A 25,715-nucleotide genomic window follows, 5' to 3' on the forward strand; every position below is an offset into this window, starting at 1 on the left:
GCGGCCCGGTTGCCGTCACCCTTCCCAAGGGGCCTTGATGAACCTGGAGCTCAGCGAGGAAGAGACTGCCGTCCGGCAGCTCGCCAAGGACTTCGTCGACCGCGAGATCACCCCGCACGCCGCCGCCTGGGACCGCGCCGAACGGGTCGACCCCGGCATCGTGAAGAAGCTCGGCGGGCTCGGCTTCCTCGGCCTGACCGTCCCCGAGGAGTACGGCGGCTCCGGCGGTGGCCACCTCGCGTACGCGCTGGTGACCGAGGAGCTGGGCCGCGGCGACTCCGCGGTCCGCGGCATCGTCTCCGTGTCGCTGGGCCTGGTCGCCAAGACCGTCGCGGCCTGGGGCGACGAGGAGCAGAAGCGGCGCTGGCTGCCCCGGCTGACCTCGGGGGAGGCCGTCGGCTGCTTCGGCCTCACCGAGCCCGGCACCGGCTCGGACGCGGGCAGCCTCACCACCCGCGCCGTGCGGGAGGGCGGCACGTACGTCATCAACGGCACCAAGATGTTCATCACCAACGGCACCTGGGCCGACGTGGTGCTGCTGTTCGCGCGCACCGGTGACGCGCCGGGCCACAAGGGCGTCAGCGCCTTCCTCGTCCCCGCGGACACCCCCGGCCTGGCGCGCCGGGAGATCCACGGCAAGCTGGGGCTGCGCGGGCAGGCCACCGCCGAACTGGTGCTGGAGGACGTGCGGGTGCCCGCCGACGCGCTGCTGGGCCCCGAGGGGAAAGGTTTCTCCATCGCCATGTCGGCGCTGGCCAAGGGGCGCATGTCGGTCGCCGCCGGCTGCGTGGGCATCGCCCAGGCCGCCCTGGACGCCGCCGTCGGGTACGCCGGCGAGCGCGAGCAGTTCGGCCGCACCATCGCCCACCACCAGCTGGTGCAGGAACTGCTCACCGACATCGCCGTGGACGTGGACGCCGCGCGCCTGCTGACCTGGCGGGTCGCCGACCTGATCGACCGCGGCGAGCCGTTCGCCACCGAGGCGTCCAAGGCGAAGCTGTTCGCCTCCGAGGCGGCCGTGCGCGCCGCGAACAACGCGCTCCAGGTCTTCGGCGGCTACGGCTACATCGACGAGTACCCGGTCGGCAAGCTGCTGCGCGACGCCCGCGTGATGACGCTGTACGAGGGCACCAGCCAGATCCAGAAGCTGGTCATCGGCCGCGCGCTCACCGGGGTCCCGGCGTTCTGAGGAAGCCCGTACCGCACACCGTGCCCCGGCGGCTCTAAGCGCTTGCTCACCGGCGGGGTAAGGTGTTCGGTCCGTCGCGGATGGCCCGCGGCGGACCGAGGATCGGGGTGCGCGATGGTCACGGAGGCGGAGCGGTCGGACGGCCCGGCGGAGGACTGGGCCGACGTGACCCCGGAAGCGGCCCGCCGCCTGGTCTGCGCCGCCGTCCAGGCGTTCGCCGAGCGTGGTTACCACGCCACCACCACCCGTGACATCGCCGGGCGCGCCGGCATGAGCCCCGCCGCGCTCTACATCCACTACAAGACCAAGGAAGAGCTGCTCTACCGGATCAGCGGCGTCGGCCACGAGAAGGCCCTGCGGATCATGGAGGCGGCGGCCGGCGCCGGCGGCAGCGCCACCAAACGGCTGGGTGCCGCGGTCCGCACCTTCGCGCGCTGGCACGCGCGGCACCACACCACCGCCAGGGTCATCCAGTACGAGCTACAGGCGCTGAGCGAGGAACACTACGCCGTGGTCGCCGACCTGCGGCGGCGCACCGACCGTGCGCTGCGCGGCATCATCGGCGACGGCGCGGAGGCGGGCGAGTTCACCGTCGGCGACGTGCCGGGCACCACCCTCGCGGTGCTGTCGCTGTGCGTGGACGTGGCCCGCTGGTTCTCCGCTGAGGGCGCCCGTACCCCCGAGGAAGTGGGCGACCTGTACGCCGACCTGGTCCTGCGCATGGTGGGGGCGCGGCGGCCGTAGCGGGGCACCGGACGGCATTGACAGCGGGCGGCCCGCTGAGCATCCTGAGCAAGCGCTTAGTCGGCGGACGTCGCGGTCCGCGGCGGCGGAGACTGAGGAGGCACACGCACATGGCAGAGCCCCGGGTGTTCGGCTCGCTCGACGAGCTGCGGAACGCGGTCGGCGAGGACCTCGGCCCCAGCGACTGGCTGGAGATCGACCAGAAGCGGATCGATCTGTTCGCCGACGCCACCGGCGACCACCAGTGGATCCACGTCGACCCGGAGCGTGCCGCGGCCGGGCCGTTCGGCACCACCATCGCGCACGGCTACCTGACCCTGGCGCTGCTGCCCACCCTCGTACCGCGGCTGATGCGGGTCGAAGGCGTCACCATGGGCATCAACTACGGCGTGGACAAGGTCCGCTTCCCCGCCACCGTCCCGGTCGGCTCGCGGCTGCGGGCGACGGCCCGGATCGCGGGGGTGACCGAGGTGTCCGGCGGGGTGCAGCTCGCCACGACGGTGACCGTCGAGCGCGAGGGCGGCGACAAGCCGGTGTGTGTGGCACAGACGCTCAGCCGCTTCTACCTGTGACCGGTGGATAGGGTTGCGCTGTGCCTCAGCTTCCTTTCAAGGTCCACGAACTCACGGTCGGCCAGCTCTCCGCGCGTAGCGGCGCGGCGGTCTCCGCCCTGCACTTCTACGAGTCCAAGGGGCTGATCAGCAGCACCAGGACCGCGGGCAACCAGCGCCGCTACACCCGCGACGCACTGCGCAGGGTCGCCTTCGTGCGCGCCGCCCAGCGGGTCGGCATCCCGCTCGCGGTGATCCGTGACGCGCTCGCCGAACTGCCCGACGAGCGCACCCCCAACCGGGACGACTGGGCCCGCCTCTCCGAGGTCTGGCGTACCGAGCTGGACGAGCGCATCGCCCAGCTCGTCGAACTGCGCGACCGGCTCACCGACTGCATCGGCTGCGGCTGCCTCTCCCTCCAGACCTGCGCGCTGTCCAACCCGTACGACAAGCTCGGCGAGCAGGGAGCGGGCGCGCGGCGGCTGCGTGTGGACCGGGTCGGCAAACCGTCCGCCGCGCGCGGCACGGACGGCTGACGCTCACCACACCCCGGGCTTGCGGTGGGCCCACGGCAGGGCCTGCTCCAGCTGGGCGGAGAGTGCGATCAAGGTCGCGTCCTCGCCGTACCGGCCGCCCAGCATGACGCCGATCGGCAGGCCGGCCGCGTTCCAGTGCAGCGGCACGCTGACCGCGGGCTGGCCGGTGGCGTTGTAGAGCGGCGTGAACGGTGTGAAGGCCCCCACGGCGGCGAACTCGGCCTGCGGGTCGGCGTCGTTGCGCAGCCCGCCCACGCGCGGCGGCGGCTGCGCGACCGTCGGCGTCAGGATGACGTCGAAGCCGCCGTCCGGCTGCATCACGCCGTCGGCGACCAGCTGGCCCAGCATCCGGAACGAGTACAGCGCGCGGGCGAACTCGGTGGCCGGGATGCCGGCGCCGCGTTCGCGCAGGTAGCGGGTGAGCGGCAGCAGCTTCGCCTCGTCCGCCGGCGGCACCGGGCGGTTGGCGGCGATCACCGACCAGACGCGGGTGAAGGCGTACCGGGAGCTGTCGTCGGCGGGCAGCGTCAACTCGTCCACGTCGTGGCCCAGTTCCGCGAGCAGCGCGGCCGTCCGCGTGACGGCGTCCCGGCAGTCCTGGTGCACCGTGATGCCGGGGAACGGCACGTCGGTCAGGCAGCCGACGCGCAGGCGCCCGGGCTCGCGCCGGGCGTGCGAGGCGTAGGTCTCGCCGGGCGGCAGCGCGGGGGCCGCGTACGGGGCGCCGGGCATCGGGCCCGCCAGCACGTCCAGCAGCGCGGCGGCGTCCGCGACCGTACGGGCGAGCGGGCCGGAGGTGCCCAGGCCCGTCACGTCGTGCAGCAGCGGGCCCGAGCTGACCAGCCCGCGGCTGGGTTTGATGCCGTACAGCCCGCAGAGCGAGGCGGGGATGCGAATGGACCCGCCGCCGTCGCTGCCGTGCGCGACGGGCGCCAGCCCGCCGGCCACCGCGGCGGCGGCCCCGCCGCTCGAACCGCCCGCCGAACGCTCCAGGTCCCAGGGCGTACGGGCCGGCGGCGCGAGGCGGTTCTCCGTGTAGCAGGGCAGGCCGAACTCGGGGGTGTTGGTCTTGCCGAGCAGAATCGTGCCCGCCCCGCGCAGCCTGGTGACCACGTGGTCGTCCACCTCGGGCACGTACGAGGCCAGCGCCTCCGAGCCCATCGTGCAGCGCACCCCGGCGACCTGGTTGAGATCCTTGACCGGTACGGGCACGCCGTGCAGGGGCGGCAGCGCGCGGCTCTCGCGGCGGGCGGCGGCGGCCTCGTCCTCGGCGGCGGACGCCTGCTTGCGTGCAATCTCCGGCGTACGGGTGAGGTAGGCGCCGAGCGTGGCGTCCAGCTGATCGGCGCGGGCGAGGTAGTGCTCGGTGAGGTCGACGGGGGACAGCTCGCCGGTCCGGACCCCCTCGGCCTGCTCCAGCGCGGTCAGGTCGTGCAACTCGGCCATGAGGGTCCGCCTTCGCGTGTGCGGTGGGTGATGGTCCGGTTCATCCTGTGAAGAGTTGTCTCAGCTTGAGGGCGAGTTCGTAAAGGCCGTACCCGAACGGCAGGCCCACCCAGAGCCAGGCCGCGACGAGCAGGGCGGTGCGGCGGCCGGTCACGGGGCGGCTCCCTTCGGGGCGGCGGGGGCGGCGGCCCGGTCGCCGGCCGGCGGCGGTTCGTGGTGCCGGGGATGCACGGGCCGCACCAGCTCGTTGGCGGCGAACCCCACCACCAGCAGCCCGATCATGATGAAGAACGACGTCGTGTACAGCTCGGGGCCGGTGTGCCCGGCGGACCTGCGCGCGTCCGCGACGGCGTTGACGATCAGCGGTCCGAGGACGCCCGCCGTCGACCAGGCGGTGAGCAGCCTGCCGTGGATCGCGCCCACCTGGTACGTGCCGAACAGGTCCGCCAAGTAGGCGGGCACGGTGGCGAACCCGCCGCCGTAGAACGACAGCAGCACCGCGGCGCACGCGATGAACAGCGGCTTGGACGCGTCGCCCGCCAGCGCGATCAGCAGGTACGTCAGCGCGCCGGCGCCGAGGTAGAGGCGGTAGACGTGCTTGCGTCCCGTGAGGTCGGAGGCGGTCGACCAGACGATCCGGCCGAGCATGTTGGCGAGCGAGAGCAGGCCGACGAAGCCCGCGGCCGCCGACGCGGTCACCGGCGCGGGGCCGCGCGCGAAGAAGTCGGAGACCATCGGCGCGGCCTTCTCCAGAATGCCGATGCCCGCCGTGACGTTCGTGCACAGAACCACCCACAGGCACCAGAACTGCGGAGTGCGCAGGGCGTTACGGGCGGAGACCTGCGCGGTGGTGACCAGCGGCCGGGGAGCGGCCGCGCGGCCCCTGCCGGGCGCGTCCGCACCGGTGGGCGGCACCCGTACCAGCAGCACGCCGAGCGTCATGAACACCGCGTACGCCAGCCCCATGACCAGGAACGTACGGGCGATACCGGCCGGGTCGGCGACCAGCACGCCCAGCAGCCAGGCCGACCACGGCGAGGCGATCAGGGCGCCGCCGCCGAAACCCATGATGGCGATGCCGGTGGCCGTGCCGGGGCGGTCCGGGAACCACTTGACGAGCGTGGAGACGGGGGAGATGTAGCCGATGCCCAGGCCGATGCCGCCGATCAAGCCGTAGCCGGCGACGACGAGCCAGTACTGGCGGGTGGCCGCGCCGAGCGCCGCCACCAGGAAGCCCGAGGAGAAGCAGACGGCCGAGACGGCCATCGCCCAGCGCGGCCCATTGCGCTCGACGAGGGTGCCGCCGAAGGCCGCTGACAGCCCCAGCATGACGATGGCCAGCTGGAAGGGGAGCGCGGAGGCCGTACCGGACAGCCCGAGCGCGGACTCCAGCGGCGGCTTGAACACGCTCCAGGCATAGACCTGTCCGATGGCGAGGTGGACGGACAGCGCCGCGGGCGGCACGAGCCAACGGCTCCACCCTGGCGGCGCTACGGTAGGCAGACGGCCGGACGCACGCATGACGGGGAACGTACATCGTTCACCCACCCCCGGGTAGTACGCCCCGGGACGTGCGCCCCGGCCCGGCGCGGACGTCCCGGCGGCGGCCGTTACCGCCTTCCCCGCGGCATCGGCCCATTCCACCGGGACCACCGGCGCCGACGCACCCGCGGCTCAGGCCGCCACGGACAGCCGCCGCTCACGGGAGGACTGCCGGGCCCTGGCCAGCGTCTCCCGGGTGAGCACCGAGAGCGGCGCCACGATCCCGCACTCCTGGCACACCGGGCCGGCCACCGGGTAGCGCTCCAGGTCGGTGCGCCAGACGAACCGCTCCGTGCCGCAGACCGGGCACCCGGACCGCGGGTCGCCCGCCTCCATCGCCCTGATCATCCCGCGCAGCACCACGGCCAGCGGCGCGGCCGGGTGCCGGTGCGGCGCCTCGCACGGGACGATGTCGCAGCCGCCCCAGGTGCGCCGGTGCCAGTCGTCGAGCGCGCTGGGCTGCCGGATGCCGTCGTGCTTCTCACGGCGCCTGCGGGCCGCGAACTCCTTCTCGTACCCGAGCCAGACGGCCCGGGCCTCCTCCAGTTCCTCCAGTGCGGCCATCAGCCGCGCCGGGTCGGGTTCGCGGTCCTCGGTCGCGATGCCCGCCCTGGTGCACAGATGGTGCCAGGTGGCGCGATGCCCGTACGGGGCGAAGCGCTCCAGGCACTTGCGCAACGCCGTGCGCCGCTGTGTGGCGACGAGACGCGGATTGCGCACCTGTTCTGCGAGAGCTCTGAAACCGGCCATTTCATCCCACCTCCGTGGGGAGGACCCGACTGGACAGGGAATGGACGTAGCGGGTGGCCCGCCGGATCCATCGAACTGCCTTGCGAGTAAGTCGTGGCGGCACTCACGCCGCACCGGGCGCGCCACTCGCTCCCGGTGCCCCCCGCGGCGCCCAGCGCGCCTCCTGTGCATCATCCACCGTACATCTGTGGGGATTTGGGAAAGTTAAGGTTCACCTGTCAGTTGCCCAGGGCTGCGCGATCCACGCCACCTCCGTTCTTGGCGCTATCCCGCCCTGTACGGAAACGCGGCCCGCCGCGATGGTGGGACGGCGCCGGCGGCGTGCCCTCGACGACCCGTCGGCAAGCCGAGAGAGAGGAAGTCCCGTACATGGCTCCGATCCCGGTAAAACCTGGCATCTACAAGATCCACGCCCACATCATCGGTCCGAGTTCCCTGGTGACGGCCACCGAGTACGCCACCAAGCACGGTGCCCCCGTCATCACCGACCGGCTGAATCCGCTCCCGATCGAGCAGGAGTGGGTCGTCGTGCCCGCCGAGAACATTCCGGGCGCACCGTACGTGATCCACCTCGCCTACCACGATGCGGCGGGCATCGTGACCGATGAGGACAAAATCTGGGTCAACTCCGTCCCGCGCTCCGAGTGGGCGAAGTTCACCTTCGAGCGGGTCATCGGCGGCGTGAAGATCCTTTCGGAGAAGGGCCTCGCCTGGCGCTCCGGCCACCGCGGCGCCCAGCTCGAACTCTCCGCGCCGACGTCCGACTTCCAGGAGACGTGGACGCTGGAGTACGTGCGCCCGGTCACCGAGGAGTAGCACGCGACCGAGCGGGGTGGCCGGCCGGGCCACCCCGCGCCTACCGCGCGATCACCCGCCCCGCCGTGAGGACGACGTGCGCCAGCTCCCGGTGGCAGACGTCGCTGTGCGCGCCGGCGGGCGGCGGGCCGTCGCGCACCACCGAGGCCGCGTCGACGCTCACGCAGCCGCTGCCGGGCACCGCGGCGCCCAGGACCAACCGCTGCGCGCCGTCCACGGCCTGGATGCCGTCGTGCCCCACCGCGCCCCACCGGTCGAACAGGCCCAGGAAGCCCGCCGAGTCGCCGGACAGCTTGGAGGCCAGCGGATACAGCATGCCGAGCGCCGAGTCGTGCCGCGAGAAGCAGGCCACCATCGGGCCGTCCACCCGCTGCTGCACGCCGTTCAGAGCCCCGCCGTGATCCGGGTCGTGCGGGAGCCGGGCGGCGAACGCGTAGTGCGAGAAGGCCCCTTGCAGCAGCGTCACGGACTTCACCCCGGTCACGCCGGCGGGCATGCCGCGCAGCGCGTAGGAGACCAGCCGCGCCCCGAAACTGTGCCCGATCAGGTGGATGCGGGTGCCCGGCGCGCTCCGTACCAGCTTCCCGAGCGCCGGGCCCAGACCCAGCTGCCCCACCACGCCGGCGCGGCGCTTCGTCGCGTAATAGGCCCCCTGCCGCAGGAACTCCTTGGCCCCGTTCCACATCCGCTTGAGCCCGTCGCCGAACAGCTCCTGCTGCCCGGCCTTCTCCAACGCCGCCGTGAAGATCTCGCACACCCCGAGCGGATCGTCGGTGAGCATCGCGGGCGCGCCGGTTCCCGCGTCCTCGGCCAGCTGCTGCGCCGGGCTGCTCTCGCGCACCGAAACCAGTTCGCGTACGAGCCGGGCGTACTCGTCGAACGCGGAACGGGCCGCAGGCCGCTCGGCCAGCAACTGCTGGATGCGGCGCAGCGTCAGCTCCCGGCCGGGGAACGTCCGCGCCAAGGCGTCCAGCGTCGCGTCGTCCAGCAACGGCGGCCCGGCCGGTGCCGGAGCCGGTGCCGGGGCGGCCGACGGGTCGAAGTCCGGGATTGGCTCGTCCGTGAAGCGCATCGCCGGCCAGATCACACCGGCGTAACCGAGCCGCACCCCGGCGCCCACCATGGCCGGGAAAGGCGCGAAGAACCGGCCGTAGAGACCGGTGGCCATCGACCGGTCGTTGTTCCAGCCGTGCGCGAAGACCAGCAGGTCGGTGACGCGCTGCTGGGCCGCCCCCGCCACCAGCCGGTCGCGCTCCCCGGCGTCCGGATCGCCATCGGCGTCGAACGTCAGCTCCCAGTACGGCACCACGCCGATGCCCCCGGCCGCCCGTGCGCCTGCGCTGCCCGCGGTATCCGTCATGACGACCCCCTGAGCGGCGCGCCGGCCCCCGCTACGGGGCCGGACTTCCGGACCGCACCGCCGTGTGCAGCGCATCGTCCTGCGACCGCGCGTATCCGGCCATACGCCACGCATGACCGGTTCCCGACGACGCGTCCGGGCGGCCGGGTGCCGGGGCCTCAGCCCAACTCCCGTTCCCGGGTCTCCGGGAGGGCCAGTACGCAGGCCAGTGACACCACCGCCATCGCCGTCACGTACCAGCCCACGGAGCCGGAGCCGAATGCCGCCTGCAAGCGGGTCGCGACCAGGGGGGAGACCGCGCCGCCCAGGACGCCGCCCAGGTTGTAGGCCAGTGAGGCGCCCGAGTAGCGCACCGTCGTGCCGAACAGTTCGGGCAGGTACGCGCCCATCGGGCCGTACACCACGCCCATGCAGAACAGCGCGCCGCCGACCGCCGCCGCGATGAGCGCCGGCTGACCGGTGTCCAGCAGCGGAAAGAGGATCATTCCCCAGACCACCGAGAGCGCGGTTCCGGCCAGCACCAGCCGGCGCCGCCCCGCGCCGTCCGAGCGGGTGGCCGCGAGCCAGGTGCCGGCCGCCAGGAAGAGGCAGGCGAGGAGCGAGAGGCCGAGCATCGTGTTGCGGGAGACGCCGAGCGTGCCGGTGGCGTACGACAGGCAGTAGGTGGTCGCGGTGTAGAAGAGGCCGTACGCGACGACCATGCCGCCCGCGCCGAGCAGCAGTTCGCGCGGGTGGCGGCGCAGCACGTCGAGGGCGGGTACCCGGCTGGCCTCGTGCGCGTCCATCACCTTCGCGAAGACCGGTGTCTCGCTGATCTTCAGCCGTACGAACAGTCCGACGGCCACCAGCAGGAACGACAGCAGGAACGGCACCCGCCACCCCCACGACCGGAAGGCGCCGTCGTCCAGCACGGCGGACAGCAGCCAGAACACCCCGGTCGCGGCGAAGAACCCCACGGACGGGCCCAGTTGCGGGAACGCCGCGTACAGTCCGCGCCGCTTCTTCGGCGCGTGCTCGACCGCCAGCAGGGCGGCGCCGCCCCACTCGCCACCCAGCCCGATCCCCTGGAGGAAGCGGAGCAGGATCAGTAGCAGCGGCGCCCAGATCCCGAGTGTGCCGTAGCCCGGCAGCAGGCCCACCAGCGCCGTGGAAAGCCCCATCAGCAGCAGCGAGGCCACCAGTACGGACTTGCGTCCCACCCGGTCCCCGAAGTGGCCGAACACCACCGACCCGATCGGCCGCGCGGCGAAGGCCACCGCGTAGGTCGAGAAGGACGCGAGGGTGGCGTTGACCGGGTCGAGCGTCGGGAAGAACGCCTGGTTGAGGACGAGCGCGGCGGCCGTCCCGTAGATGTAGAAGTCGTAGAACTCGATGGCGGTCCCGATGAACGAGGCCACGGCCACCCGGCGGAGGCTCTCCCGCCCGGCGGCGGAGCCGGGCGCCTGGGCGCCCTCGCTCGGGGGCGTGGTCTTCGCGGCCGGGATGCCGTCCGCCGGTACGGCTGCTGATGTCGCGTCACTGTGCACGAGCCGCACTGTCACGCGGCACGCCGGGCCAGTCAATAGGTGGGATGCGGTGTCTTGGTGGGTGGGATGGGGGAGGTGGTGGCGGGCGGGGTGGCAGGGGCGGTGAAGTGCTGGTTTTGCGGCTGAGTACGATTTCCGGCATAGGGCGTGACCTGGGGATTTTTACGGGGGAAGGCGGGTTGTCGGCCTGATGAAATACGTAGCTCGGGTGGCCATCGGGGTTTCGGCGGCCATCCTCGTGCTGGTGCTGGCGGGCGTGGTCTATATCTCCCTGTTCGTCGGGTGGGGACCGGGCAGGGCGGAGCCGGGCGACGTCGTCGGTACCTGGAACGGGCCGCGCGGCGCGCAGGTGACGTTGCGCGAAGACGGTTCGGCGACCGCGACGAAGGTGCCAGGCGACTACAGCGGCTACAACCCGGTCCACGCCTTCAGCGGCAAGGGCACCTGGACGCTGCGTAAGCCGAAGCACTCCCTTGCGGAACAGGCGATCGAGATTGAGATCGGTACCGGGACGGAGCGGCGCGCGACCATCGAGCTGGTGGTCGACGGCCGAGGGGCGCGGGACGGCATCCACGTACCGGTGGACGCGGACTCGGCGCTGGGCATCGACTTCCACAAGGCTTCCTGACGCCGCCCCGTTGCGCCGCCCCGTCGCGCCGTGCCGTTACGCCGCCACCGCCTCCACGATCGAGAGCGTCGAGTCCGTGGGGAGCGTGCGGGCCGGTTTCAGGCCGGCGGTGGTGAGGAGCCGGTGGAAGGCGGGTTCGTCGCGTTCGCGGCCGTCGAGGGAGGCCATCATCAGGATGTCCATGGTCTTGCCGGGGTGCGGGTCGTTGCCGGCGGGGACGACCGCGTCGATGGCCAGGAGGCGGCTGCCGGGCCGGGTCATGGCGGTGCGGCAGGCGCGCAGGATGCGGAGGCAGTCGGTGTCGCTCCAGTCGTGCAGGATGCGCTTGAGGAGGTAGACGTCGGCGCCGGGCGGTACGGAGGCGAAGAAGTCGCCGGGGTGGGTCTGCCAGCGGCCGGTGAGTTCGGGGGTGTCGAGGGTGTGGTGGCGGAGGACCGATTCCTGGTCGTAGAGGATGCCGGTCAGGCCGGGGTTGCGCCGCAGGACCCGGCGCAGCAGGCCGCCGCGTCCGCCGCCGACGTCCACGACCGTGCCGTCGGCGGGGAAGTCGTAGGCGGCGGCGATCGGGTCGTTCTCGCTCTCGGCGAGGCCGGCCATGCCGGTGTCGAAGACGGCGCCCGCTTCCGGTACGCGTTCCAGGTGGGTGAAATAGGGCGCGCCGAAGAGGTCGTCGAAGACGGTGTGGCCGGAACGGACGGTGTCGGCGAGGTGTCCGGCCGGGCGCCAGAACGGTTCGTCGGTGAGCATGACGACGGCGTCGCGCATGGACGACGGGGCGTCCGAGCGGAGGGGGTCGGCCGCGGGGGTGAGGTGGAAGGCGCCCGTCTCGTCCTCGCGGAAGACTTCGCGGGTCGCGAGCAGGCGCAGGGCGCGGCGCAGGTGTGCGGGGTCGGTGCCGGTGGCGGCGGCGAGTTCCTCGGCGGTGCGCGGGCCGTCGGCCAGGTGGTCGGCGACGCCGAGGAGCGCCGCCGCCCGCAGCGCGGCGGAGTGGAGATAGGCCAGGGCGTGTTCGGTGAGCCGGACGGCGGGGGAGGGGGGTGTGGTGGGCATGGGGGCGCGGTCCTTCCGTGGGTGGCGGCCGGGGTTTCCACCATGGCCGTACGTCCCTGGCGCCACCAGGGCACATTGCGCCGCCCGTGCCCCGTGCTCCCTGCCCCCTGCGGGGCTACCGGTACCGCAGGTACCGCCGCCGCGTCCGGCGGAAGCCCGCCAGGTCCTCGTGCCAGGCCGCGGCCACCTCGTCGACGCCGGCGCCCGCGTCGATCATCGTCCGTACGCGCGGGGTGCCGGTGAGTTTGTCGATCCATTGGTCGGGGCGCCAGGCGAAGCCGGGCCAGGTCCGTTTGGCGGTGGTCAGGAGGGCGATGCCGGTGCGGACGGGGTCGAAGACCTCCCGGTCGTGGACGTGGAGCTGGACGCCGCCGATGGTCTTGCCCTGGAACTTGGAGAAGGCGGGGGCGAAGTACGCCTCCCGGAAGCGGACGCCGGGGAGGCCGGTGTCCGCGGCCAGCTCGTTGGCGGCGGCGGCCCAGCGGCGGTCGATGCCGTCCGCGCCCAGCAGTTCGAAGGGGCGGGTGGTGCCCCGGCCCTCGGAGAGGTTGGTGCCTTCGAAGAGGCAGGTGCCGGCGTAGACGAGGGCGGTGTCCGGGGTGGGCATGTTGGGGCTCGGCGGCACCCAGGGCAGGCCGGTCGCGTCGAAGAAGCCGGTCCGCTGCCAGCCGGTCATCAGTACGGTCTCCAGGTCGGCGGCCCGGCCCGCGGCGCGGGGCACGTACTCGGCGTTGAACAGGAGTGCCAGTTCGGCCACGGTCATGCCGTGTGCGAGCGCGATCGGTTCGCGGCCGACTCCGGAGGCCAGGGCGCGGTCCAGCACGGGGCCGGTCGCGGCGCGTCCCGTCACCGGGTTGGGGCGGTCGAGGACGACGAGGCGCTTGCCCGCGAGGACGGAGGCGATCATGCAGTCGTACAGGGTCCAGATGTAGGTGTAGAAGCGCGCGCCGACGTCCTGGATGTCGAAGACGACGGTGTCCACGCCGGACCGGGTGAAGATGTCGGCCAGCGCCCGGCCGCTCTTGCCGTACGTGTCGTGCACGGGCAGCCCGGTGGCGGGGTCCTCGTAGCTGCCCTCGGAGCCGCCGGCCTGCGCCGTGCCCCGGAAGCCGTGTTCGGGGCCGAAGACGGCCGTGAGGTTCACCCGGTCGTCGGCGTGCATGACGTCCACGATGTGGCGTACGTCCGGGGTGACGCCGGTGGGGTTGGTGACGACGCCGGTCCGGCGGCCGGCCAGGAGGGCGTAGCCGTCGGCGGCCAGCCGGTCGAAGCCGGTACGGACGCGGGGGCGGGGCCGGCCGGTGTGGCCCGTGCCCTGTGCGGCCGCTCCGGCACCGTAGGTCCCCGCCGACTCTCCGGCCGCGGCCGCCTCGTCCGGCATTCCCATCGCACCCACCACGCTCGTGACCGCCGTCGCGGCCAGCAGATTCCGTCTGGACAGGGTCATGCGTCCACCTCCGCCGTCGGGGCAGTGTCGTGCGCACGCTAACGCCCGGCGGCCTCCGGGGGAACGCGGCGGACGGCGCGCCGCGCGCCGGGCCGCCGGGCGGGCCCGTGCCCTTCCACTCCGGCATACCGACTGGTTAGTCTGCCTGGCAGTCGAGTCGAGGGCGACCGAGGGAGACCGCTGGTGGAAGCCGTACGGGACAAGACAGTCGTGGTGACCGGGGCGGGCGGTGGCATCGGTGCCGCGCTGGCCCGCCGCTTCGCCGCCGCGGGCGCCCGGGTGGTGGTCAACGACCTGGACGCGGTCAAGGCGGAGCGTACGGCGCGGGAGATCGGCGCCGTGGCCGTGCCCGGGGACGCCTCGACCGTCGTGCCGGCGGCCCGCGAGGCGCTGGGCGGGACCGTCGACGTCTTCTGCGCCAACGCCGGGGTCGGCACAGGCGGCGGCCCCGAGGCGCCGGACGCCGCCTGGGAGCTGGCCTGGGACGTCAACGTCATGGCGCACGTACGGGCCGCCCGCGCGCTGCTGCCCGAGTGGCTGGAGCGCGGCGCGGGCCGGTTCGTGTCCACCGTGTCGGCGGCGGGCCTGCTCACGATGGTCGGCGCGGCACCGTACAGCGTGACCAAGCACGGCGCGTACGCCTTCGCCGAGTGGCTGTCGCTGACGTACCGGCACCGGGGGGTGGCGGTGCACGCCGTCTGCCCGCAGGGCGTGCGCACCGACATGCTCGGCGGCACCGGCGCGGCCGGGGAGCTGGTGCTGGCCCCCACCGCGATCGAGCCCGCCGAGGTCGCCGACGCGCTGTTCGCGGCGATGGCGGAGGAACGTTTCCTGGTGCTGCCGCACCCGGAAGTCGCCACCTACTACGCCGCGCGGTCGGCCGACACCGAGCACTGGTTGGGTGGCATGAACCGCCTCCAGCGGAAGCTGGAACAAGCCGTGGGCCGCGCACCGGAAGCCGAGGGGACAAGCCGATGACCACCTATCAGGACAAGCCGTGGCTGGCGCAGCTCACCGAGGCGCAGCGCGCGCCCGTGCACCCGCGCCCCTCCGCGTTGCACGCCTTCCGGGACGCGGCCCGCCGCGCCCCGGACCGTACCGCCCTCGCCTACTTCGACGGCCGGCTGTCCTACGCCGAGACCGACGCGCTCAGCGACGGCGTGGCCGGGCATCTGGCGGACCGCGGCTTCCGGCCCGGCGACCGCGCCGCCGTCATGCTCCAGAACACGCCGCACTTCGCCCTCGCGCTGCTCGGCGTCTGGAAGGCGGGCGGTGTCGTCGTCCCGGTCAACCCCATGTACAAGTCGGCCGAGATGACGCACATCCTCACCGACGCCGAGGTCACCGCGCTCGTCTGCGCGGACCGCGCCTGGGACGCCTTCCTGCGGGCGACGGCCGCCGCGGCCCCCTCCGTACGGATCGCCCTGACCGCCTGTGAACTCGGCCTCCAGACCCGCGACGACGTGCGCGTGCTGCGCGGCGAGCGCCTCGGGCCGCGCGAGGGCGCCGACGACCTGCTGGCGGCGGCCCGCGCGTACGAGGGCAAGCCGCCCGGCGTGACGCCGCCTGCCGCCGCCGACACCGCCCTCATCAGCTACACATCCGGCACCAGCGGCACCCCGAAGGGCGCCGCCAACACCCACGGCAACATCGCCTACAACGCCGAGCGGCAGCGCACCGGCCTGGCGCTGCCCGAGGGCGCGACGTACTTCGCGCTGGCGCCGCTCTTCCACATCACCGGCATGGTCTGCGAGCTGGCCGCCTGTTTCGCCAACGCGGGCACCCTCGCGCTCGCCTACCGCTTCGAGCCGGGCGTGGTCCTCGACGCCTTCCTGGAGCACCGGCCCGCCTACACGGTCGGCCCTTCCACCGCCTACATGGCGCTGATGGCCCAGCCGGGGGTGACCCGCGAGCACTTCGCGTCGTTCCGCACCCTCTCCTCCGGCGGCGCGCCGCTGCCGCCAGCGCTGGTGGAGAAGTTCCGGGCGGGCTTCGGGTTGTACCTGCACAACGGCTACGGCCTGACCGAGTGCACCGCGCCGTGCGCCAGCGTCCCGCCCGGCCGCGAGGCGCCCGTGGACCCGGCCTCCGGGACGCTCGCGGTCGGCGTGCCGGGCCCCGACACGGTCGTCCGGATCGTCGACGAGCAGGGGCGTGACGTGCCGTTCGGCGAGCAGGGCGAGATCGCGGTGCGCGGCCCGCAGGTGGTGCCCGGCTACTGGCGCCGCCCGGACGCCACCGCCGAGACCCTGCCGGACGGGGAACTGCGCACCGGCGACATCGGCTTCATGGACCCGGACGGCTGGCTGTACGTCGTCGACCGCAAGAAGGACATGATCAACGCGTCCGGGTTCAAGGTGTGGCCGCGGGAGGTCGAGGACGTCCTGTACGGCCACCCCGCGGTGCGCGAGGCGGCGGTGGTCGGCGTGCCGGACGCCTACCGGGGCGAGTCGGTCAAGGCGTACGTGAGCCTGCGGCCCGGGCGGCACGCCGGGCCGGACGAGCTGGCCGGGTACTGCAAGGAGCGGCTGGCCGCGTACAAATATCCGCGGCAGGTGGAGATCCTGCCCGACCTGCCGAAGACGACCAGTGGCAAGATCCTCAGGCGGGAGCTGCGCGGGCGCGGCTGACCGCGCCCGCTGCGGGCACCACGCAACGACACGACGCACGACGCACAAGGGACAGGTGAGCGCGATGGCCGGCACGACGGACGGCGGGAGTACCAAACCCGTGGCACGGCGGCTGCTGGCCACCGCCACCCGGCTCTTCGCCGAGCAGGGCTACGACCGCACCTCCGTCCAGGAGATCGTGGAGGCGGCGGGCGTCACCAAGGGCGCCCTCTACCACTACTTCGGCTCCAAGGACGATCTGCTGCACGAGGTGTACGGGCGGGTGCTGCGGCTCCAGCAGGAGCGGCTGGACCACTTCGCCCGCGCCGACGCGCCCGTGGAGCAGCGGCTGCGGGACGCCGCGGCCGACGTCGTGGTCACCACCATCGAGAACCTCGACGACACGAAGATCTTCTTCCGCTCGATGCACCACCTCGCCCCCGAGAAGGACAAGCAGGTACGGGCCGAGCGGCGGCGCTACCACGAGCGGTTCCGCGCGCTGGTCGAAGAGGGCCAGCGCGCCGGGGTGTTTAGCAGCGCCACCCCGGCCGACCTGGTCGTGGACTACCACTTCGGGTCGGTGCACCACCTGGGCACCTGGTACCGCGAGGACGGCCCGCTCACGCCGCAGCAGGTCGCCGACCACCTCGCCGACCTGCTGCTGCGGGCCCTGCGGCCGTGAGGCCCCCGGGGCCGCACGGCCTGCCGCGCTACAGGTAACGCTTGAGTTCCCGGCGCGCCAGCGACCGCTGGTGCACCTCGTCCGGGCCGTCCGCGAGGCGCAGCGTACGGGCCGCGGCCCACAGCTCCGCCAGCGGGAAGTCCTGGCTGACGCCGCCCGCGCCGTGCAGCTGCACCGCTTGGTCGAGGATGTCCACGACCGTACGCGGCGTGGCGATCTTGATGGCCTGGATCTCCGTGTGCGCGCCCTTGTTGCCGACGGTGTCCATCAGCCAGGCGGTCTTGAGCACCAGCAGCCGCAGCTGCTCGACGGCCACCCGCGCGTCCGCGATCCACCCCTGGACGACGCCCTGGTGCGCCAGCGGCTTGCCGAAGGCCGTACGGGTCACGGCGCGGCGGCACATCAGCTCGATGGCGCGTTCGGCCATGCCGATCAGCCGCATGCAGTGGTGGATGCGGCCGGGGCCGAGGCGGGCCTGCGCGATGCCGAAGCCGCCGCCCTCCTCGCCGATCAGGTTCGCGGCCGGTACGCGCACGTCGTGGAAGACGACCTCGGCGTGGCCGCCGTGGTAGTGGTCCTCGTAGCCGTACACCTGCATGGCGCGGCGGACTTCGAGGCCGGGGGTGTCGCGCGGGACGAGCACCATCGACTGCTGGCGGCGCTGGTCGGCGCCGTCGGGGTCGGTCTTGCCCATCACGATGAAGATCCGGCACAGCGGGTTCATCGCGCCGGAGATGTACCACTTGCGGCCGTTGATGACGTACTGGTCGCCATCCCGGTCGATGCGGGTCTCGATGTTGGTCGCGTCGGAGGAGGCCACCTCGGGCTCGGTCATCGCGAACGCCGAGCGGATCTCGCCCGCCAGCAGCGGCCGCAGCCACTGCTTCTTCTGCTCCTCGGAGCCGAACTGCGCCAGCACCTCCATGTTGCCGGTGTCCGGCGCCGCGCAGTTCAGCGCGGTCGGCGCCAGCTGCGGGCTGCGGCCGGTGATCTCGGCCAGCGGCGCGTACCGGAGATTGGTCAGCCCCGCCCCGTACTCCTCGTCCGGCAGGAACAGGTTCCACAGGCCCTGCTTGCGCGCCTCCGCCTTGAGGTCCTCCACGACCGGCGGGGTGTCCCAGGGCGAGGCGAGCGCGGCCCGCTGTTCGTCGGCGACCGCCTCGGCCGGGTACACGTGCTCGTCCATGAAGGCCAGCAGCCTGTCCCGCAGCTCTTCGGTACGGGCGTCGAATGCGAAGTCCATCGGCGTGCCTCAGCCTTCCTTGGCGGTCGTCAGGGTGTCGAGGGTGGCCAGGCCGCGGCCGATGAAGACCGGCACCAGCTCGCCGATCCGGTCGAAGCCCGCGCCGACGGTCTGCCCGAGCGTGAAGCGGTAGTGGATGCCCTCCAGGATCACGGCGAGCTTGAAGTACGCGAACGCCGTGTACCAGGCGATGCCGGACACGTCCCGGCCCGACCCGGCCGCGTACCGCTCGATCAGCTCGGCCGCCTCCGGGTGGCCCGGCGCGCCGCGCGTCGTGGCGATCGGCGAGCCGGGGACGTCCTCCTGCTCGCTGTACATCACCAGCAGCCCGAGGTCGGTCAGCGGATCGCCGAGCGTGGACATCTCCCAGTCCAGCACAGCCGTGATCCGGTCGCCGTCGCCGACCAGGACGTTGTCGAGCCGGTAGTCGCCGTGCACGACGGTGGGCGCGGGGGAGGCGGGCAGCGCCGCGCCCAGCGCCTCGTGCAGCGCGTCGATGCCCGGCAGGTCGCGGTTCTTCGACGCCGCCAGCTGCTTGCCCCAGCGCCGCAGCTGGCGCTCCAGGAAGCCGTCGGGCCGCCCGAAGTCGCCGAGGCCGACCGCCGCCGGGTCCACGGCGTGCAGCGCGACCAGCGTGTCGACGAGGGACAGCACCACGCCGCGGGTCCGCTCCGGGCCCAGCCCGGCGAGCTGTTCCGCCGTGCGGTACGGCACGCCCTCGACCAGCTCCATCACGTAGAACGGCGCGCCGAGGACCGCCTCGTCCTCGCACAGCAGCAGCGCCTCGGGGACCGGCACCGCCGTCGGGTGCAGCGCGCTGATCACCCGGAACTCGCGCGGCATGTCGTGCGCGGTGGCCAGCACATGGCCGAGCGGCGGGCGCCGGACGACCCAGCGGCCGGTGCCGTCGGTGATCCGGTACGTGAGGTTGGACCGGCCGCCCTCGATCAGCTCGGCCTCCAGGGGGCCCCGCACCAGCCCGGGGCGCTCCCGGTCCAGGTGGTCCCGCAGCCGTTCCGGGTCGAGGCCCGGGGGCGCCGGCCGGCCCGTGGGCGTGGGAGGGGTGCCGTTGCTCATCGTGCTCCTCCGTACGGAAGGGACGGCCGCCCCTGGCGGACGGCCGGTACGATCATGCCGACTAGTCGGTATGGCGTCCAGAGGGAGAGTGTGGGGTGTGGGTCACGCGGCCCGGAAGGGCCGGCCGGCCCGGCTCTCAGACCAGGATGGCCGCGCCCAGCACCGCCAGCGCGCAGGTGCAGGCGGCCAGCGCCAGGGCCGTACGGGCGGACAGGGCCGGCGGCCGGCCGGCGCCCATCGCCCGCATCCGGACGTGCGCGGCCGCCACGAACGCGACCCACACCACCATCACCAGCGCCGCCGCGACCACCACCACCGGCCCGGGGGCACGGTGCTGGACCAGTCGGCGCCCCGCGAGGATCGCGACCAGCGTGCAGGACAGGGTGGTGCGCCGCCAGGCGAGGCGGGTGCGCTCCGGTTGCAGCCCCGGGTCGCGGGCCGGGCGCGGCCGCTCCGGCGGCAGGGAACCGGCCATCGGTCAGCGCGTCCGGCCGACGGCGACGAGCACGACCATCGCCGCCGCGAGCAGGGCGACCGCGACCGCCAGCACGGCCGGGAACCGGGACGCGGGCAGATCCTCGCCGCGGCGCATCGCCCGCTCGCAGCGCACCCAGTGGTTGACCGCCCGCACCGCGCACAGCGCGCCGCCCACCAGCAGGACCACGGTGCACGCCACCCGCAGCACGTCGTGCAGCCGGGGCAGGAACTGGTCCACCGCGAACCCGCCGCCCACCAGCGCCAGCCCGGTGCGCAGCCAGGCCAGGAACGTCCGCTCGTTGGCGAGGGAGAAGCGGTAGTCGGGCGTCGTGCCCTCCTCGCGGACCCGCGCGGGCGTGAACCACAGCCGTACGCCCGCGCCGATCGACCGCAGCCTGTCGGTGAGGATCATGGCCAGAACCCTACGCGGTGCCCCGGCCGGCCCCCTGCCCGTACCGCCCGGCGGCCGTCACTCCCGCACCGCCCGCCACTCCAGCAGCCGCCGGTACGCGGCCATGCCGTCCGGCGTCCACTCCCACCCGGGTATGCGCCGCTCCAGCTCCTCGTCGCTGAGGAACGCGTGCCAGGCCACCTCCGACTCCTGCGGCCGGACGGGCAGCGTGCAGCGCACCTCGTAGACCGCCGACCACCAGGTGTGCTCGGGCGTCTCGTAGAGGAACTTGAACAGCGGGACCGGCTGCGGCAGGCCGCTCACGCCCAGCTCCTCCTCCGCCTCGCGCAGCGCCGTCTCGTCGTACGTCTCGCCCGCGCCGACCACGCCGCCGACGAACATGTCGTAGTGCGAGGGGAAGACCAGCTTCTGCGCGGTACGGCGGTGCACGAAGATCCGGTCCTCGGCGTCGCGAGCGAGGATGAACGCGCACCGGGTCCGCAGCCGGTGCGCGTAGGCGTCTCCGCGCCGGGCCTGCCCCACGACCTCGTCGCTCTCGTTGACGACGTCGACGATCTCGTCCGCGCTCAGTGGTTGCTGTCGGTTCATGCCCCCATGCAACCAGCCCGCCGGGGCCGCCGCGCCGCGGCTCACCAGCGGACGGCCGTGAAGTCGACCGGTCGCGGCCGCAGTTCCCGGGTGCGCGCGGCCAGCCGGCGCATCCGGTCGGCCATGTCGGCGGCGGGCAGGTGCTTGCGGTCGCCGTGGCCGGGCAGCAGCCACTCGAAGCGCAGCCGGCCGACGGTACGGGCCAGGGACGCGGCCAGCGCCTCGATGGAGAACCACGTGACGCTGTCCGCCACCTCGACGTCCCCGGTCGTGCGCGACCAGTAGAAACTGTCCCCGCTGAAGCAGTAGCGCTCGTCGGCGACGTACACGACGCTGCCTTCGGTGTGGCCCGGCAGCGGGTGGGCGAGCACACCGGCGGCGATCTCCGTGCTTTCGGTGCCCCGCAGGACGTGGTCGGCCTCAGGTACGGAGTCCAGGTCGCCTTCGTGTATCCACAGCCGGGCGCCGAGGCGGTCGGCGTAGCGGCGGCCGTGTGCCACGTGGTCCCGGTGGGTGAGCAGGATGTCGGTGAGGGGCCCGAGCGCTTCGTACCGGGCCGCCAGCGGCTCGCTCCACCGGGGCGTGTCCACCATCATGAGCGTGCCGCCGGGGCGGCGCAGGAGGTAGGAGTTGGCGCCGGCGGTGTGCGGGGAGTTGTGGCCGCACAGCAGCACGTCGGTGGTGCCGAGCGGCATGGGGTAGGGGTCCAGCGCCGGGTCGAGCCGGCGGGCGGGGTGGCGGATGGAGCGGGTGGGACAGGCGAAGGCGGCGGCGTGCAGCTGCCGTTCCTCCGCCGCGTCGCGCGGCTGCCGGACGATCTCGGAGCGTCCGCCGCGCTCGGCGACGAGGCCGGGGGCGAGCTGCCGGGCGACGTCGCAGTTCGTGCAGCGGTCGTCGACGTACCAGGCGTCGTCCGGGGCGGTTTGCGTGCGGGCGGGGCGGCGTGCGTCGTTCTTCATGGCATGCCTCACCTTTCGGGCGGCTTGTACGGGGTTCGTACGAAGAGGTTCCGCGACGGCGACGCAAAGAGGAAGGGGTGCAGGGGGTAGCCGTTCCCGGCCCGACCGCATCTCACCCCACCCCCATCTCACCCCACCTGCAACTCCCGTACCCGCTCCGGCCGTACGGACGCCCCCGCCGGCAGCACCGGGTGCCGGCCGATCAGCACGATGCCGCCCACGACCGCCGCCAGCCCGGCCGCCTCCCAGGCGAGCGCGCCGACCGTCAGGTTCAGCCGGTCGCCCAGGAAGCCGACGCCGCAGGCGATGCCCGCCAGCGGCTGGGCCGCCGTCAAGGCGGGCAGCGACATGCGCAGCGGCGCCGTCTCGAAGGCGCTCTGCACCATCACCAGCGCGAGGACGCCCAGCGCGAGAACCGCGTACGGCTGCCAGCCGGTGAGCAGCGCCGCCCACCCGCCGTGCCCGAACCGGTCGCCGCTGATCCGGGTCAGGGCGTCCTGGAGCCCGTACAGCAGCCCGGCCGCGACACCCAGCAGCGCCGCCTCCAGGCTCATCCGCGCCCGCTTGGCACCGGCCGCCAGCAGCAGGGCGAGCCCCAGGACCGCGCCCATGACGAGCCAGTGCCGCAGGGGATCGGCGACACTGCGGCCGCCGTGCGGCTCGCCGGCCACGATGAACGCCGTCACGCCGCCCGCCAGCAGCCAGAGCCCGCCCCAGCCCCGCCGCCCCAGCCGCTGCCGGGTCAGGCACCGGGACAGGGCCATCGCGAACAGCAGGTTGGTGGCCAGCAGCGGTTCGACGAGGGTGATCTCGCCCAGGCCCAGCGCCGCGGCGCCCAGCGCCATACCGGCGACCATGAAGCCGATACCGGCCAGCCAGCGCGGCATCCGGGCGAGGTCCAGCAGCAGCCGCAGGGACAGGAAGTCCTGCATCGGAGCGCGCTGGGCCGCGCCCTGCTGGAGGACGAAACCGCACCCCAGGCAGCCGGCCGCGCTCACGGCCAGCAGGAACACCGTCACGACACGCACCTCAAGTCCAGCGGGACGACGGGGACTTGGCCGAGGATAGCGAGCCGCGCGGCCGTCCGCCGCCGTCGGGCGCCCCCGGGTACCCGACCGCACGGCCGCCAACCCCCGGTTGACGCCCCGCCCGCCCGCACTGAGGATCGGTACCCACGATGGCGGCCGGGCCCTCCGGCGCGCCGCGGCGAGGAGAGAAGCTGGCGGACATGGCCTACGACGCTGATGTGATCGTGATCGGAGCGGGTCTCGCGGGTCTCGCGGCCACCGCCGAGCTGGCCGAGGCGGGGCGCAAGGTGATCCTCCTGGACCAGGAGCCGGCGAGCGGCCTCGGCGGCCAGGCGCACTGGTCCTTCGGCGGCCTCTTCCTCGTCGACTCGCCCGAGCAGCGGCGGCTGCGCATCCGCGACAGCCACGAGCTGGCCTGGCAGGACTGGCTCGGCGCCGCGGGCTTCGACCGCCCCGAGGACCACTGGCCGCGCAAGTGGGCCGAGGCGTACGTGGACTTCGCCGCGGGCGAGAAGCGCTCCTGGCTGCACCGGCAGGGCGTCCGGCTCTTCCCGGTCGTCGGCTGGGCCGAGCGCGGCGGCTACGAGGCGACCGGGCACGGCAACTCCGTACCCCGCTTCCACATCACCTGGGGCACCGGGCCAGGGCTGGTCCAGCCGTTCGAGCGGCGGGTGCGGGCCGGGGTGGCGCGCGGCCTGGTGGAGCTGCGCTTCCGGCACCGCGTCACCGGCCTGGCGCGCAGCGCGGGCGCGGTCGACACCGTCAGTGGCGAGGTGCTGGAGCCGTCGGACGCCCGGCGCGGCACGCCCAGCAGCCGCGAGGTGGCCGGCGCCTTCGAGCTGCGGGCGCAGGCGGTGATCGTCACCTCGGGCGGCATCGGCGGCAACCACGAGCTGGTACGCGCCAACTGGCCGGAGCGCCTCGGCACGCCGCCGGAGCGGCTGCTGTCCGGGGTGCCCGCCCACGTGGACGGGCTGATGCTCGGCATCACCGAGGCGGCCGGCGGCCGGATCGTCAACCGGGACCGCATGTGGCACTACACGGAGGGCATCGGCAACTGGGACCCGATCTGGCCGCGGCACGGCATCCGCATCCTGTCCGGGCCTTCGCCGCTGTGGCTGGACGCGCGCGGCAAGCGGCTGCCGGTGCCGCTCTTCCCCGGTTTCGACACGCTCGGCACCCTCGAACACATCATGCGCACCGGCTACGACCACACCTGGTTCGTCCTCACGCGGAAGATCATCGAGAAGGAGTTCACCCTCTCCGGGTCCGAGCAGAACCCCGACCTGACGGGCCGCAGCGTGCGGGACGTGCTGGGGCGTGCGCTGCCCGGCGCCCCCGGGCCGGTGCAGGCGTTCATGGACCGGGGAGCGGACTTCGTCGTCGAGCGCACGCTCGGCGGCCTCGTACGGCGGATGAACCAGCTCACCAAGGAGCCGCTGGTCGACGAGGCTGCGCTGCGCCGCGAGATCGTCGCGCGCGACCGCGAGATCGCCCACCCCTTCACCAAGGACCTCCAGGTCACCGCCATGCGCGGGGCGCGAAAATACCTGGGCGACCGGCTGATCCGCACCGCGTCACCGCACCGCCTGCTCGACCCCAAGGCCGGGCCGCTGATCGCCGTACGGCTGGGCATCCTCACCCGCAAGACGCTCGGCGGCCTGGAGACCGACCTGTCGTCGCGGGTGCTCACCGAGGGCGGCGAGCCGCTGCCGGGCGTGTACGCGGCCGGGGAGGCGGCGGGCTTCGGTGGCGGCGGCGTGCACGGCTACCGGTCGCTGGAGGGGACCTTCCTGGGCGGCTGCATCTTCTCGGGGCGTACGGCGGGGCGGGCGGCGGCCCGGGCGGTGGGCTGAGACGTCACCCGCTCTTGTTGACAAGTGTATTGACAGGCAAGGGAGTTGAGTTTCCGGACATTCTCCGGACGGCCTTGACGTGAAGCTGTGACTGCCGCTTTGCTGTGCGTGACCCAGTGGTGTGGACCAGTCGGCCGACGGTGCGGGCCGGTCCCCCGGATTCCGCACAGGCGCGCCCCGGACGCGGCGCGCCCGGAGGTGAAGCGCGTCGTGGAGTGTTCCTGCCCGTGACCCCTCCGCCGCCCCCGCCGCTGGGCAGATCCCGCCGCAAGGACTCCCTGGTCCTCGACCCGGCCCTGGACGACGTCGAACTCGCCGCATCCGTGGACGCGCTGGCGCACGGCCGGTGGGTCAGGGTCCGTACGCTGCTGGCCGACACCGGCACGGACTGGGACCTGCGCGGCCACCGGCTGGTGGTACTCGGCGAAGGCCCGGCCGGCGCCGCCTGGGCCGGTGACTGGCGCCTCGCCGACCCCGACAGCGCCGACGCGGCCGCCCTGCTGGCCTGCGCCCTCGTCTTCCAGGCGCTGCGCGGCAAGTGCGGCGCCGACGCCGCCCGCGAGGCCTGCGGCGTCGCCGCCCGCATGGCGCCCCGCGACCCCACACCGTGGCTGGGGATGCTCATACTCGCCCGCCACACCGGCACGGCCGACGAACGCGAGCACGCCTTCGACCAGGTACGGGCCCGGCACCCCGACCACCACCACGCGCACCACCTGATGGCCGCCTGCCTGGCCGAGCAGCATCAAGGCGGCGCCGGCGACCCGCTGCACCAGGTCTACGACTTCGCGTACTGGGCCGCCGAACAGGCCCCGGCCGACTCGCCGCTGGCGATCCTGCCCGTCGTCGCGCACGCGGAGCGCTACCGCGCGCTGGCCGCGGCCGGCCTCGAACCCGCGGACCCGGCGGCCTCCGGGCACTGGTCCTCCCGCCGCGCCCGCCAGGTCATGAAGGCGGCCTTCGACTGGTGGCTGGAGTGGGAGGGCGAGGGCCACCCGCGCCGCAAGGTGGACCTCAACTTCCTCGCCCACGCCAAGTACTACGAGGGGAGGATGGCCGAGGCCGCCGCCCTCTTCCACCGCATCGGCCCGCACGTCACCGCCGTGCCGTGGTCCTATCCCGACCGGGACGCACGCACGGCCTTCAAGGCGGCGCGCGACACCGCCTTCCGCACCGCCTGACGCACCCGCACTCGCCGC

25 protein-coding genes are annotated in these 25,715 nt (G+C 73.6%); 11 read left to right on the forward strand and 14 right to left on the reverse strand.

Going from position 1 to position 25,715, the window contains the following annotated elements; all coding sequences use genetic code 11:
* The first annotated feature begins 37 nt into the window (after positions 1–37).
* The 4 genes from ACH4OW_RS03115 to soxR all read left to right on the forward strand — a co-directional run bounded on the left by ACH4OW_RS03115 (position 38) and on the right by soxR (position 3,020).
* The gene (locus ACH4OW_RS03115; protein WP_360128212.1) at positions 38–1,189 is read left to right on the forward strand and encodes an acyl-CoA dehydrogenase family protein; all 1,152 of its coding nucleotides are present in this window, start codon (positions 38–40) and stop codon (positions 1,187–1,189) included.
* A 114-nt stretch (positions 1,190–1,303) separates the two neighbouring features.
* Entirely contained in the window at positions 1,304–1,933 is a 630-nt protein-coding gene (locus tag ACH4OW_RS03120; protein ID WP_398024529.1) for a TetR/AcrR family transcriptional regulator, read from the forward strand.
* A gap of 110 nt (positions 1,934–2,043) precedes the next feature.
* The gene (locus ACH4OW_RS03125) at positions 2,044–2,505 is read left to right on the forward strand and encodes a MaoC family dehydratase (protein ID WP_398024530.1); all 462 of its coding nucleotides are present in this window, start codon (positions 2,044–2,046) and stop codon (positions 2,503–2,505) included.
* 20 nt (positions 2,506–2,525) lie between these two features.
* A complete protein-coding gene (gene soxR / locus ACH4OW_RS03130) occupies positions 2,526–3,020 on the forward strand; it encodes a redox-sensitive transcriptional activator SoxR (protein WP_360128200.1) in 495 nt (164 codons plus the stop codon).
* A 3-nt stretch (positions 3,021–3,023) separates the two neighbouring features.
* Here soxR and ACH4OW_RS03135 read toward each other — a convergent pair whose 3' ends face one another.
* From ACH4OW_RS03135 to ACH4OW_RS03145, 3 genes are all read right to left on the reverse strand, one after another.
* A complete protein-coding gene (locus ACH4OW_RS03135) occupies positions 3,024–4,466 on the reverse strand; it encodes an amidase (protein WP_398024534.1) in 1,443 nt (480 codons plus the stop codon).
* A 150-nt stretch (positions 4,467–4,616) separates the two neighbouring features.
* Positions 4,617–5,987, reverse strand: coding sequence for an OFA family MFS transporter (locus ACH4OW_RS03140; RefSeq protein ID WP_398024537.1), 1,371 nt, complete (start codon positions 5,985–5,987; stop codon positions 4,617–4,619).
* Between the two features lie 153 nt (positions 5,988–6,140).
* On the reverse strand, positions 6,141–6,758 hold the full coding sequence (locus ACH4OW_RS03145; protein WP_360128191.1) for a hypothetical protein: 618 nt from the start codon (positions 6,756–6,758) through the stop codon (positions 6,141–6,143).
* Positions 6,759–7,127: 369 nt separating this feature from the next.
* Here ACH4OW_RS03145 and ACH4OW_RS03150 point away from each other — a divergent pair, with 369 nt between their 5' ends.
* Positions 7,128–7,574: a hypothetical protein gene (locus ACH4OW_RS03150; RefSeq protein ID WP_360128188.1), complete on the forward strand. Its 447-nt coding sequence runs from the start codon at positions 7,128–7,130 to the stop codon at positions 7,572–7,574.
* Positions 7,575–7,614: 40 nt separating this feature from the next.
* Here ACH4OW_RS03150 and ACH4OW_RS03155 read toward each other — a convergent pair whose 3' ends face one another.
* Both ACH4OW_RS03155 and ACH4OW_RS03160 read right to left on the reverse strand, forming a co-directional pair.
* Complete coding sequence (locus ACH4OW_RS03155) at positions 7,615–8,934, reverse strand: serine-threonine protein kinase (RefSeq protein WP_398024539.1); 1,320 nt, start codon at positions 8,932–8,934, stop codon at positions 7,615–7,617.
* Between the two features lie 158 nt (positions 8,935–9,092).
* Entirely contained in the window at positions 9,093–10,418 is a 1,326-nt protein-coding gene (locus ACH4OW_RS03160; protein WP_398025214.1) for an MFS transporter, read from the reverse strand.
* Between the two features lie 232 nt (positions 10,419–10,650).
* Between ACH4OW_RS03160 and ACH4OW_RS03165 the strand changes: the two genes are divergently transcribed.
* Positions 10,651–11,088, forward strand: coding sequence for a hypothetical protein (locus ACH4OW_RS03165; RefSeq protein WP_398024541.1), 438 nt, complete (start codon positions 10,651–10,653; stop codon positions 11,086–11,088).
* 36 nt (positions 11,089–11,124) lie between these two features.
* On the opposite strand, the gene ACH4OW_RS03170 is transcribed toward ACH4OW_RS03165, so the two are convergent.
* Together ACH4OW_RS03170 and ACH4OW_RS03175 are read right to left on the reverse strand one after the other, a co-directional pair.
* The gene (locus ACH4OW_RS03170; protein WP_398024543.1) at positions 11,125–12,138 is read right to left on the reverse strand and encodes a methyltransferase; all 1,014 of its coding nucleotides are present in this window, start codon (positions 12,136–12,138) and stop codon (positions 11,125–11,127) included.
* A gap of 115 nt (positions 12,139–12,253) precedes the next feature.
* Positions 12,254–13,585, reverse strand: coding sequence for an exo-beta-N-acetylmuramidase NamZ domain-containing protein (locus ACH4OW_RS03175; RefSeq protein WP_398024545.1), 1,332 nt, complete (start codon positions 13,583–13,585; stop codon positions 12,254–12,256).
* 183 nt (positions 13,586–13,768) lie between these two features.
* On the opposite strand from ACH4OW_RS03175, the gene ACH4OW_RS03180 reads away from it, so the two are divergent.
* The 3 genes from ACH4OW_RS03180 (at position 13,769) to ACH4OW_RS03190 (ending at position 16,876) form a co-directional block, all read left to right on the forward strand.
* Positions 13,769–14,563: an SDR family oxidoreductase gene (locus ACH4OW_RS03180; protein WP_398024548.1), complete on the forward strand. Its 795-nt coding sequence runs from the start codon at positions 13,769–13,771 to the stop codon at positions 14,561–14,563.
* Positions 14,560–16,215, forward strand: a complete 1,656-nt coding sequence (locus tag ACH4OW_RS03185) for a class I adenylate-forming enzyme family protein (protein ID WP_398024550.1) — start codon at positions 14,560–14,562, stop codon at positions 16,213–16,215. Before ACH4OW_RS03180 ends, ACH4OW_RS03185 begins: the two co-directional genes overlap by 4 nt.
* 64 nt (positions 16,216–16,279) lie before the next feature.
* Positions 16,280–16,876: a TetR/AcrR family transcriptional regulator gene (locus ACH4OW_RS03190; RefSeq protein WP_360128167.1), complete on the forward strand. Its 597-nt coding sequence runs from the start codon at positions 16,280–16,282 to the stop codon at positions 16,874–16,876.
* A gap of 28 nt (positions 16,877–16,904) precedes the next feature.
* Here the strand turns inward: ACH4OW_RS03190 and ACH4OW_RS03195 are convergent, their stop codons facing one another.
* From ACH4OW_RS03195 to ACH4OW_RS03225, 7 genes are all read right to left on the reverse strand, one after another.
* The gene (locus tag ACH4OW_RS03195) at positions 16,905–18,119 is read right to left on the reverse strand and encodes an acyl-CoA dehydrogenase family protein (protein ID WP_360128164.1); all 1,215 of its coding nucleotides are present in this window, start codon (positions 18,117–18,119) and stop codon (positions 16,905–16,907) included.
* Between the two features lie 9 nt (positions 18,120–18,128).
* On the reverse strand, positions 18,129–19,196 hold the full coding sequence (locus ACH4OW_RS03200) for a phosphotransferase family protein (RefSeq protein WP_360128161.1): 1,068 nt from the start codon (positions 19,194–19,196) through the stop codon (positions 18,129–18,131).
* 136 nt (positions 19,197–19,332) lie between these two features.
* On the reverse strand, positions 19,333–19,671 hold the full coding sequence (locus ACH4OW_RS03205) for a DUF202 domain-containing protein (RefSeq protein ID WP_360128158.1): 339 nt from the start codon (positions 19,669–19,671) through the stop codon (positions 19,333–19,335).
* A 3-nt stretch (positions 19,672–19,674) separates the two neighbouring features.
* Positions 19,675–20,085, reverse strand: coding sequence for a DUF202 domain-containing protein (locus ACH4OW_RS03210; RefSeq protein WP_360128155.1), 411 nt, complete (start codon positions 20,083–20,085; stop codon positions 19,675–19,677).
* Positions 20,086–20,142: 57 nt separating this feature from the next.
* Positions 20,143–20,673 carry an NUDIX hydrolase gene (locus tag ACH4OW_RS03215; protein ID WP_398024554.1) on the reverse strand — a complete coding sequence of 177 codons (531 nt, stop codon included), beginning with the start codon at positions 20,671–20,673 and terminating at the stop codon, positions 20,143–20,145.
* A 41-nt stretch (positions 20,674–20,714) separates the two neighbouring features.
* Positions 20,715–21,632, reverse strand: a complete 918-nt coding sequence (locus ACH4OW_RS03220) for an MBL fold metallo-hydrolase (RefSeq protein ID WP_398024556.1) — start codon at positions 21,630–21,632, stop codon at positions 20,715–20,717.
* Between the two features lie 128 nt (positions 21,633–21,760).
* Positions 21,761–22,651, reverse strand: coding sequence for a DMT family transporter (locus ACH4OW_RS03225; RefSeq protein ID WP_398024559.1), 891 nt, complete (start codon positions 22,649–22,651; stop codon positions 21,761–21,763).
* A 209-nt stretch (positions 22,652–22,860) separates the two neighbouring features.
* On the opposite strand from ACH4OW_RS03225, the gene ACH4OW_RS03230 reads away from it, so the two are divergent.
* On the forward strand, positions 22,861–24,516 hold the full coding sequence (locus ACH4OW_RS03230) for an FAD-binding dehydrogenase (RefSeq protein ID WP_360128143.1): 1,656 nt from the start codon (positions 22,861–22,863) through the stop codon (positions 24,514–24,516).
* A gap of 227 nt (positions 24,517–24,743) precedes the next feature.
* Positions 24,744–25,697, forward strand: a complete 954-nt coding sequence (locus tag ACH4OW_RS03235; protein WP_398024561.1) for a hypothetical protein — start codon at positions 24,744–24,746, stop codon at positions 25,695–25,697.
* Positions 25,698–25,715 lie beyond the last annotated feature (18 nt).

It is taken from the genome of Streptomyces sp. NPDC017056, from assembly GCF_044332485.1.
Classification (GTDB): domain Bacteria; phylum Actinomycetota; class Actinomycetes; order Streptomycetales; family Streptomycetaceae; genus Streptomyces.

Excerpts from the sequence above, each read along its gene's own strand:
- ACH4OW_RS03165 (WP_398024541.1), top strand. The coding sequence starts at position 10,651 with ATGAAATACGTAGCTCGGGTGGCCATCGGGGTTTCGGCGGCCATCCTC.
- ACH4OW_RS03195 (WP_360128164.1), bottom strand. The coding sequence starts at position 18,119 with ATGGACTTCGCATTCGACGCCCGTACCGAAGAGCTGCGGGACAGGCTG.
- ACH4OW_RS03230 (WP_360128143.1), top strand. The coding sequence starts at position 22,861 with ATGGCCTACGACGCTGATGTGATCGTGATCGGAGCGGGTCTCGCGGGT.
- ACH4OW_RS03145 (WP_360128191.1), bottom strand. The coding sequence starts at position 6,758 with ATGGCCGGTTTCAGAGCTCTCGCAGAACAGGTGCGCAATCCGCGTCTC.
- ACH4OW_RS03205 (WP_360128158.1), bottom strand. The coding sequence starts at position 19,671 with ATGGCCGGTTCCCTGCCGCCGGAGCGGCCGCGCCCGGCCCGCGACCCG.
- ACH4OW_RS03200 (WP_360128161.1), bottom strand. The coding sequence starts at position 19,196 with ATGAGCAACGGCACCCCTCCCACGCCCACGGGCCGGCCGGCGCCCCCG.
- ACH4OW_RS03175 (WP_398024545.1), bottom strand. The coding sequence starts at position 13,585 with ATGACCCTGTCCAGACGGAATCTGCTGGCCGCGACGGCGGTCACGAGC.
- ACH4OW_RS03215 (WP_398024554.1), bottom strand. The coding sequence starts at position 20,673 with ATGAACCGACAGCAACCACTGAGCGCGGACGAGATCGTCGACGTCGTC.
- ACH4OW_RS03150 (WP_360128188.1), top strand. The coding sequence starts at position 7,128 with ATGGCTCCGATCCCGGTAAAACCTGGCATCTACAAGATCCACGCCCAC.
- ACH4OW_RS03210 (WP_360128155.1), bottom strand. The coding sequence starts at position 20,085 with ATGATCCTCACCGACAGGCTGCGGTCGATCGGCGCGGGCGTACGGCTG.
- ACH4OW_RS03190 (WP_360128167.1), top strand. The coding sequence starts at position 16,280 with ATGGCCGGCACGACGGACGGCGGGAGTACCAAACCCGTGGCACGGCGG.
- ACH4OW_RS03125 (WP_398024530.1), top strand. The coding sequence starts at position 2,044 with ATGGCAGAGCCCCGGGTGTTCGGCTCGCTCGACGAGCTGCGGAACGCG.
- ACH4OW_RS03220 (WP_398024556.1), bottom strand. The coding sequence starts at position 21,632 with ATGAAGAACGACGCACGCCGCCCCGCCCGCACGCAAACCGCCCCGGAC.
- ACH4OW_RS03120 (WP_398024529.1), top strand. The coding sequence starts at position 1,304 with ATGGTCACGGAGGCGGAGCGGTCGGACGGCCCGGCGGAGGACTGGGCC.
- ACH4OW_RS03140 (WP_398024537.1), bottom strand. The coding sequence starts at position 5,987 with ATGCGTGCGTCCGGCCGTCTGCCTACCGTAGCGCCGCCAGGGTGGAGC.
- ACH4OW_RS03155 (WP_398024539.1), bottom strand. The coding sequence starts at position 8,934 with ATGACGGATACCGCGGGCAGCGCAGGCGCACGGGCGGCCGGGGGCATC.
- ACH4OW_RS03115 (WP_360128212.1), top strand. The coding sequence starts at position 38 with ATGAACCTGGAGCTCAGCGAGGAAGAGACTGCCGTCCGGCAGCTCGCC.
- ACH4OW_RS03135 (WP_398024534.1), bottom strand. The coding sequence starts at position 4,466 with ATGGCCGAGTTGCACGACCTGACCGCGCTGGAGCAGGCCGAGGGGGTC.
- ACH4OW_RS03170 (WP_398024543.1), bottom strand. The coding sequence starts at position 12,138 with ATGCCCACCACACCCCCCTCCCCCGCCGTCCGGCTCACCGAACACGCC.
- ACH4OW_RS03185 (WP_398024550.1), top strand. The coding sequence starts at position 14,560 with ATGACCACCTATCAGGACAAGCCGTGGCTGGCGCAGCTCACCGAGGCG.